This window comes from Sphingomonas sp. ABOLG, assembly GCF_003950435.1.
Classification (GTDB): Bacteria; Pseudomonadota; Alphaproteobacteria; order Sphingomonadales; family Sphingomonadaceae; genus Sphingomonas; species Sphingomonas panaciterrae.
The window spans coordinates 1-8,056 of sequence record NZ_QQWW01000032.1; the positions used below are offsets into that span (position 1 = coordinate 1).

5 protein-coding genes, 1 tRNA gene and 2 pseudogenes are annotated in these 8,056 nt (G+C 62.2%); 3 read left to right on the forward strand and 5 right to left on the reverse strand.

Annotation, left to right across the window (positions count from 1 at the left end):
• Positions 1–119: 119 nt before the first annotated feature.
• Positions 120–596: pseudogene (locus CA236_RS18245) on the forward strand (integrase core domain-containing protein); the annotation flags it as partial.
• A gap of 257 nt (positions 597–853) precedes the next feature.
• Here CA236_RS18245 and CA236_RS18250 read toward each other — a convergent pair.
• Complete coding sequence (locus tag CA236_RS18250; protein WP_125946686.1) at positions 854–2,839, reverse strand: hypothetical protein; 1,986 nt, start codon at positions 2,837–2,839, stop codon at positions 854–856.
• 98 nt (positions 2,840–2,937) lie between these two features.
• Positions 2,938–3,014: transfer RNA gene (locus CA236_RS18255), tRNA-Pro, on the reverse strand.
• A gap of 208 nt (positions 3,015–3,222) precedes the next feature.
• Between CA236_RS18255 and lepA the strand changes: the two genes are divergently transcribed.
• Positions 3,223–5,019: a translation elongation factor 4 gene (gene lepA, locus CA236_RS18260; RefSeq protein WP_125946687.1), complete on the forward strand. Its 1,797-nt coding sequence runs from the start codon at positions 3,223–3,225 to the stop codon at positions 5,017–5,019.
• Between the two features lie 369 nt (positions 5,020–5,388).
• Here the strand turns inward: lepA and CA236_RS18265 are convergent, their stop codons facing one another.
• The gene (locus CA236_RS18265; protein WP_125946688.1) at positions 5,389–5,772 is read right to left on the reverse strand and encodes a winged helix DNA-binding protein; all 384 of its coding nucleotides are present in this window, start codon (positions 5,770–5,772) and stop codon (positions 5,389–5,391) included.
• An 84-nt stretch (positions 5,773–5,856) separates the two neighbouring features.
• On the opposite strand from CA236_RS18265, the gene CA236_RS18270 reads away from it, so the two are divergent.
• Positions 5,857–6,069, forward strand: a complete 213-nt coding sequence (locus tag CA236_RS18270) for a hypothetical protein (RefSeq protein ID WP_125946689.1) — start codon at positions 5,857–5,859, stop codon at positions 6,067–6,069.
• A 65-nt stretch (positions 6,070–6,134) separates the two neighbouring features.
• Here CA236_RS18270 and CA236_RS18275 read toward each other — a convergent pair whose 3' ends face one another.
• Both CA236_RS18275 and CA236_RS18875 read right to left on the reverse strand, forming a co-directional pair.
• Positions 6,135–6,710 carry a JAB domain-containing protein gene (locus tag CA236_RS18275; protein ID WP_125946690.1) on the reverse strand — a complete coding sequence of 192 codons (576 nt, stop codon included), beginning with the start codon at positions 6,708–6,710 and terminating at the stop codon, positions 6,135–6,137.
• Positions 6,711–7,081: 371 nt separating this feature from the next.
• Positions 7,082–8,056 (reverse strand): annotated as a pseudogene (locus CA236_RS18875) (hypothetical protein); the annotation flags it as partial.

Sequence of the window (8,056 nt, forward strand, 5' to 3'; positions counted from 1 at the left end):
GTCGTACGAGCGCTCGTACGACCAGTCTCAGAACCGAAAACTTCCCGCACCGCCCGCGCCCTCGTCAAAGACGATAAGCATCCCGGCTACGGCCAAACGGGCAAGGCGGCCCTCAGGCCACGCTTACCGAGAAGGTGCGGGTCGCGTTCGCGCTCGACTGCTGCGACCGCGAGGCGATGGGGCATGTGGCAACCACCAGCGGCATCACCGCCAAGGACGTGCAGGACCTGATGGTCGCCACCGTCGAGCACCGCTACGGCCGGGTGAACCGCGTGCCCGAGCCGATCGAGTGGCTGACGGATAACGGCAGCTGCTACACCGCCCGCGACACCCGCACCTTCGCCCGCGACATCGGGCTGGTCCCGCGCACCACCCCGGTCAGCAGCCCGCAGTCCAACGGCATGGCCGAGGCGTTCGTCCGCACCCTCAAACGCGACTACGTCCGCGTGAACCCCAGGCCCGATGCGCAGACCGTCATCGCGCAGCTGCCAGCCTGGCTCGACCACTATAACGAGGTGCATCCACACCGCGCCCTCGGCTACAGGTCGCCCCGCGAGTTCATCGCGACAACACGCGAGGCCCTGTCAGCTATTTAAGGGGCAACAACACCTGGCAGGATGTCGATATTGCCGTCGGAACGGACACAAGCTGTCAGAGTGCACTGCACTGTGGGCTCAAACTGGGGCTTCGGAACTTTGCTAAGAGCAAAAAAGGACCAAGTTATAGCTGCTTAGACTGACAATAGTGGTCCTCTTCTGGGCAACGAACTTGGGAGCAGCAGCCAGCTGACACAATGTTTCCAGCTTGGAAGGTGGCCTGTTCATGCTTTCTGGCGTAATTATCAGACGTTGTGTTACCGCCTGCTAGCAGTCCCATGCCGTAGGCGGTCGAGAGGGCGTATGTGGATCGGCAGCGATGGCTGGATCTGCTGAGTAATCGGCGTCAGCAGCTTCAAGGCTTCGAGCTTTACGTGCAATTCGGCTTCCTCGTCATATGTCCTTGCCGTTTCGGTGTCGCCTTCGTGACCGAAGATGTCGCCACGCACGCTGTCCTCCACCTTGCCCTTCATCATCGACGTAGCAAGGCCGCGGTAGCTGTGGACGTCCTTATCCTTCCATGCGCCGCCGACGCGGTGCCGCCATGCCGTGCCTTCCGGGAAAGCCCAGTCACGCAGCTTCTTGAATACAGTGCGATAGAAGGTGCCAGCGAAGCTTTTTGATTCGGGGGAGTGCAGTTCCGGGAACAGCATGGTGCAGCCGGCAGTGCGCAGTTGCGTCACGTAGTCGATAAAGCCGAGGCGGATCAGCTCCGGATGGATCGGCAGTCGCCTAATTGATTGCGCGTTCTTGAGACGGCGTAATTCGGTGAACTCCAGCCTGAAGTGAGGAATGGGGTCATGCTCGTGAACTTCAGCGAGCGCCAGACCGGCGAGTTCCGAGCTGCGGCCGCCGTAGAGCGGCAGCATCAGCGGCATCCAGTACCACGAATCGTGAATGATCTCGGTGCCGGGCTTGAGTCGCTTGTCGATACCTGCGGTACCGGTCCAGATCGGCGCGGACAGCAGAGTCGCGACTTCCTGCCTCGTCCAATTTGCGCGTTTGTCGCGATCGCGTTTGCGCTGATGTTTGACCTTCTTGCCGAGCGCGGTCTTGGCAGCCCTGAACGACAGGGGCGTGGCGGGCCGGTGGCCGGTGTCGTCGGCCTCGTCGCCCGCGGCGTGGGCCAGCACGGCCTCGATCCAGGAAATGTGCTTGTTGATGGTCAGCTGACCCAGGCCGATATCATCGGCTTTCATCGTTTTGGCCCGCTCGAGGCTCGCGGCGATGCCGCCTTTCACCTCGGCCGTGGTCCGACCCCAGCGATTGGGCAGGCTTTTGCATAAGGTGGTGAAGTCGCGGACGTGATTCTGCTGCAAGTCCTCGATGTAAACGCCGACACCGCACGCGAAATCGAACATGCGAACCGCGGTTCTGACCTGCTGGATCGAGTTGGTGTCCCACGCCTTCTCACGAGCGTAATCGGCGATACAATCCTCGGCGGCTTCCATCAGCAGCTTCTTCGACCGGGCGGCTACGACCACGGACGGGTTTGGCGGAGCTGCTGTACGTTCGTCCGGTTGTGGCGAGTGCATTGCTGGTCGCTCGATTGGCTCGGCAGCCGCGTCACTGGTGTCGAAAGCAAAAGGCGTGTGGTCGAGCAATGCGTCGTCCGCCCAGTCGGACAGAACGGTGTCTTCATCGCTGTCCAGCAGCGCCGTTGCCTGACGGCAGGCGTGCGCGCGTGCCTTGCAGATGATGGCCGTCATGCGCGTCACATTCTCGCCGGTCGCAGGGATGCCAAACGCTTCCACGTAGGATGCAATCTGCCGTTTCGAGACGATCCCACCCGCTTGCGTGTCGAAGACATGATCGCCGATCGCCTTGGCCTGGGCGGGCGGCCAGCCGGCGGCGATCAGGCGTTCGTGGTCATCGATCGTCCATCGCGCAGCACTGCCGTGCTGGCCAAGAAACGTCCAAGCTTCGGCATGGAGCGAGTTGGTGGTCGCGTGATCGTTCTTAGCCGTAGGGTTGGCGGCCTGATCCTGCAGGATGCGCTGCAACTGCCAGCGCAGCGCGTCGCTGAACACCTTCTTCAACTGATCCGGGGTCATCCCGGTGAACTGCCCGTACGCCACGCGTAATCTCTCGACCGCCACTGCCAGCCGGTCCGATATAAGCCGTGCGGTGGCGAAATGTCCGGTGCGAAGCGAGATCGATAGTGGCAGTGGCGTTCCGGCCACAGTGATCTTGCGGCGCCAATGATAGCTGCCGCCGCGCAGCTTGAGGTTCGGCAATCCCATGTTCGTCGCCCCAATGGGTACAGCGATGGGTACAACCGCGGGTGCGGCCTACCTCATTCGCCAAGAAAGCGACCTAAAAACAATAAGATAGCAGAAATTGGTCGGGGAAAGAGGATTCGAACCTCCGGCCCCTGCGTCCCGAACACAGTGCTCTACCAGGCTGAGCTATTCCCCGACCAGGGTGCCAACCGGCAGGTGCCGGTGACAGGCGGCGGCTTATATCAACGAAATTTTGCGGGGCAAGAGGCTAAATTTGCGGGGCTGAACGAACGTGTTTTGGCTCGTTCGGCCGGGTGTTCAGCGCGCCGCGGTGGCGGGATGCTTTGGCAATGGGCGTGGGAGGTGCTAACGCGCGCGGCACTCACTCAAGCTGGCAGAATTCCGTGGCGACCGAGCTTTCCAAGATCCGTAACTTCTCGATCATTGCCCATATCGATCATGGCAAGTCGACGCTGGCCGACCGGCTGATCCAACGTACCGGGGGGCTGACCGACCGCGAGATGTCGGCGCAAGTCCTTGATAACATGGAGATTGAAAAGGAGCGTGGGATCACCATCAAGGCGCAGACGGTGCGCCTGGAGTGGAAGGGCCATGTCCTCAATCTGATGGACACGCCGGGGCACGTCGATTTCGCATACGAAGTCAGCCGCAGCCTCGCCGCGTGCGAGGGCGCGTTGCTGGTCGTCGACGCGGCGCAGGGCGTCGAGGCGCAGACGCTGGCCAACGTGTACCAGTCGATCGAGCATGACCATGAGATCGTGCCCGTCATCAACAAGATCGATCTGCCCGCGGCCGAGCCGGAAAAGGTGCGCAAGGAGATCGAGGACGTCATCGGCCTGGACGCGTCGAACGCGATCCTCGCCAGCGCCAAATCGGGCATCGGCATCGAGGAAATCCTGGACGCGATCGTCGAGCGGATCCCGGCGCCCAAGGGCGATCCCAACGCGCCGCTGAAGGCGATGCTGGTCGACAGCTGGTACGACCCGTATCTGGGCGTCGTCATCCTGGTGCGCGTGATCGACGGCACGCTGAAGAAGGGCCAGCAGGTCACCTTCATGCAGGCGGGCACGCAGCACCTGGTGGACCGCGTGGGGTGTTTCCGCCCCAAGATCGAGCAACTGGCGGACCTGGGGCCGGGCGAAATCGGCTTCATCACCGCGCAGATCAAGGACGTGGCGCAGGCGCGCGTCGGCGACACGCTGACCGATGCGAAGAAGCCCGCGGCCGAGGCGCTGCCGGGGTTCAAGGAAGTGCAGCCGGTGGTGTTCTGCGGGCTCTTTCCCGTCGACGCCAACGATTTCGAGAAACTGCGCGAATCGATCAGCAAGCTGCGCCTGAACGACGCGTCGTTCAGTTTCGAGATGGAGACGAGCGCGGCGCTGGGATTTGGTTTCCGCTGCGGCTTCCTGGGGCTGCTCCACCTGGAGATCATCCAGGAGCGGCTGACGCGCGAATATGACCTGGACCTGATCACCACCGCGCCGAGCGTGGTGTATGAGATCGAGCTGACGCACGACGGCGGCATGATCGAGCTGCACAACCCGGCCGACATGCCCGATCCCAACAAGATCGCGATGATCAGCGAGCCGTGGATCGAGGCGACGATCTACGTCCCCGACGAATATCTCGGCAGCATCCTGAAGCTGTGCCAGGACCGCCGCGGCATCCAGAAGAACCTGACATACGTCGGCGGGCGCGCGCAGGTGACGTACGAACTGCCGCTGAACGAAGTGGTGTTCGATTTCTATGACCGGCTGAAGAGCATCAGCCGCGGCTATGCCAGTTTCGACTATCACCAGATCGGCTACCGCGAGGGCGACTTGGTCAAGATGAGCATCCTGGTCAACAACGAGCCGGTCGATGCGCTGAGCATGATCGTCCACCGCGGCACCGCGGAGACACGCGGGCGCGGCATGTGCGAGCGGCTGAAGGACCTGATCCCGCGCCACATGTTCAAGATCCCGATCCAGGCGGCGATCGGCGGCAAGGTGATCGCGCGCGAGACGATCGCGGCGCTGCGCAAGGACGTGACCGCGAAATGCTATGGCGGTGACGCGACGCGCAAGCGCAAGCTGCTGGAGAAGCAGAAGGAAGGCAAGAAGCGCATGCGGGAATATGGCTCGGTGAGCATCCCGCAGGAGGCGTTCATTGCAGCGTTGCGGATGGGGGATGACGCCTGAGCCTAGAGAGGTGATCGCGTAAGCGATCGCCGAGCTAGGCGAGGATCAGCGGCATCCCCGGCCGACGACAGCCCGGATACACCGGGCGTGTCGATCGACGACGCGGCTTTGCCGCGGCGCGGGCGGCTGTGCGCCCGCGATGGCCGTCCACCGCGGCGGCTCTCCCGCATCCCAAGCGCTGATGTTCGTTGAGCAGCGTTTTAACGGCTGCTGTCGGCGCGCAAACGGTATGTCCGCTTACGATCGCCGCGGCGGCAGTGGCCGCCGGCGCGACCCGAGGCAACGCATGATATCCGAACGCGGGGTGCGCTTGTGTCCCCGTTGTACCCAACCGACACCATTAATGGATTGAAGGACGCTTCGCTGCTGCTAGCCAAGTAGGGCGATCATTCGCCTATGCGTCTCGTCCGACAGCTTCAGAAACGACCGGCGAGCATCAGCGGGGTCGTTTTCGCGGAAGAGGAGGCCCTCTTTGACCAGGCGGTTTATCCATCGCAGCGCGGTCGTTTGCGCCACGTTAGAGGCATAACAGGCTGACGAGATCGATGTGGGCCGCCCAGACATCTGATCGATGAAGATGGCGAGTATCATATCCCACGCGGGATCTTCGAAGACGTCGTGCCCGGCAAACTTCAAATTCCGCAAACGCCGGAACTCGTGAACAGACTTTGCTCCCGATAGTGCTGCCTCTTCAATCGTCCGTTCATCCTTATAGACGTAATCGTACCCCCGTTTATACCGGTCTTTCTCCATCCCCGCCCCCAATACGCCTTATACGACCGAATCATTAACCTTGTTTTTGGTTTTAACTAGACGAAATTTGAAGGCCCCCCCCAAATGGATCATCTGGCGAAGAAGGACTTAGCCGCCCACATCAAGAATGCGTTGCAAGTTTCTGACGCGCTCGGGCTCACCAAGGTTGGCATCGCGTTGAACGCCGCATTGGTGGAATTGGACGGAATCGGTACACCGCCAGCCGACGGAAGCAGGACCGACGTTGCGCCGAGTACGTCGTTGCCGCAGGCCGAATTGTCCCAGTTCGGGAAATAGCTAAAACAGGCTGCTCATGATAATTTCTGAGATCGTCAAGAGCCCCTCTATTCAGCTGAAGCTGATCAGAGCACTCCGGTCGAGCGGAGACTGACATACCGCCCGGCACCGATGATCAAATGGTCATGGACCTTGATCTCCAAGGAGCGCGCCGCTTCCACGATCGCTTCGGTGCATTCGACATCGGACTTGCTTGGGCTCGGGTCTCCTGATGGGTGATTATGCACCAGAATGATGGCGTTGCTGCCGAGGTCCAGGCACCGGCTCAAAAGCTTGCGTATCGAGATTGGAGCGCAGGACGTCGTCCCCTCGCACAGGCTCTCTTCCTTAATGAGTCCTCCGCGGGCGTTGAAATACAGCACCCTCATCTCTTCGACGACCAGATGCTGCATTGACGGAGCAATGTACTTTATCAGCTCGTCGCTGTTCGAGATCGTCGGTCGGGCTTCGATTTCTTCGCGAAGAAGAAAACGGAATGCCTCGTCGACCTTGCTGAGAGCGGCAAAGGCGTTCTCGCCGGCAATCCTTCCGACCCGTGCCGCCGATCCCTTCAACGCTGCGCCAATCGAGCCGAATTCTTCCACCAGGGCTTCAGCCCGACGCCACGGCTGATCGACCACGTCGGCCAGCAAGGGCGCCAAGACGCCGATCGCTTGGGCTTTTCTGGCGCTCGCTCGCCTCAAATCTTCAGACCGATCTTCCCGGCCAGCAAGGCACGCGTAATCAGACTGATTACTAAATTGTGGTCCTCTAGCTAGTTTCACTTACCCATCCCCCAGAAGTAAAGTCGACCAGCCGGCTAGAGACAAAGGTGCGAAAGGCCGAATGATCCGGATGCGACTTAATTTATGAGAGTGACATCACCAGATCGGAGCCGATTCGCTATAGATATCGGCCACTACTAGGTTCGTTATGGATTAAACATTCGGCGAAAAGCTGCATCTTCTATCGAAACGCCCGGCGCCGCCGGGCTGTCCTCGGCCGGGGCCGCTTCTGAGACGCCAGGCTTCGCCTAGCTCCTTGAAGCGGCCTTAAACGCCGCCCACTTTTCCTCGCTCGCGCTCGCCTCCCACACCGCCTGCGACGCCGCGATCCGCCGCTGCGCCTCGGCGCGCGCGTGCTGGCGTTCGCGCGCCGTGTCCCCCTGCTGGTTCATGTTCGTGTACGGCAGGAACTCGCGCAGATCGATCGGCGGGCGGGGTGGCTCGCCGGCGGCTTCCCAGATCTCGCGGCGCATGTCGTCCAGGATGCGGGTGAGGGGGCCGCAGTTGATCTGGCGGTTATACATGTCCTCGCCGCCGCTCTCCATGGTGTGCATGTCGATGAGGTCCATGCGCTTGCCGCAGCCTTCGAGGATCAGCTCGAAGAAGTTGAGCTGGCGCAGGTAGAAATCGGCGGCGGCCCAATCGCCGGCGAGGCGCTCGCGGCGCTCGGCCTGCACCTTGATCTGATAGGTGCGCATGAGGTGGACGAGGAATTCCTCGTTGCTCTGCTTGGCGGCCTCCGCCTCGGCGAAGGCGCGGCGGGCGGCGGTTTCCTCGCGCTCGCGGCAGACGGGGCATTGCTGCGCCGCCTCGCGCGCGATCGTCTCGGGATGCCGGGTGCCGGGGGCGAGCGCGGGGGTGTTGTAGCGATCGGGCTGGTGGTGCTTCAGCATGAACATCAGCAGGCGATCATTGTACCAGCGGCGCTCGCCGACCTGCTCGCCCTTGTGGAAGACGGGGATGGGGACGCCCTCCACCGCGCGCTCCATGGCGATATCGGTGAGGCGCTGGACGCCGCTGGCGAGCGCGGCCTCCCACGCGGCGCGGAAGCTGTCGGCGCCCGGCTGTCGCCGCATGTGATAGGCGCCCTCCGTCGTCTTGCCGATGCGGCGGGCGGCGGCCTTTACCGATCCGGTTTCGGCGAGCGCGTGGATGAAGCCGCGCTGCCGCTCCGCCGTCCAGCCATCGTGGCGGTAGCGGCGGGGGACGGGGGTGAAGGCGAG